The following is a 304-nucleotide window of genomic DNA, read 5'->3' as shown; positions in this document are numbered from 1 at the left end:
TTCTGGAATCCATTGAGCAGCTCGCAACGTTTACAGGTATGGGACGCCCTTCCCAAGCCCCGGACGTACGCGAGCTGGTACTTACTCGCTACCCCTTCTTAGTGAGCTATGTGGTTCGCAGCCAGGTCGTGTTCATCGTCCGCGTGCTGCATGAACGGAACGAGCGCCTGAACACTTCAAAAATCCCGGATCAATTCAGCTAGTTCTGACCGGCCAGCTATCTTCGACTGCGGAAAAAACGGAGTCGGGGAAGGGAAAAATCTGGGAACGAGGGAGGTAGTACAGCCTGAAAACAAAAAACCCC

1 protein-coding gene is annotated in these 304 nt (G+C 53.6%); it reads left to right on the top strand.

Translation table 11 applies throughout. From position 1 onward, the window contains the following. On the top strand, positions 1 to 203 hold a 203-nt coding region (locus tag ALO43_RS27080; protein ID WP_162235631.1), incomplete at its 5' end, for a type II toxin-antitoxin system RelE/ParE family toxin. Positions 204 to 304: the final 101 nt, after the last annotated feature.

Origin of the sequence: Pseudomonas tremae, from assembly GCF_001401155.1 — a bacterium.
GTDB lineage: Bacteria > Pseudomonadota > Gammaproteobacteria > Pseudomonadales > Pseudomonadaceae > Aquipseudomonas > Aquipseudomonas tremae.
The sequence above is the reverse complement of the archived record's forward strand: the minus strand, read 5'-3'. Positions and strand labels throughout refer to the sequence as shown.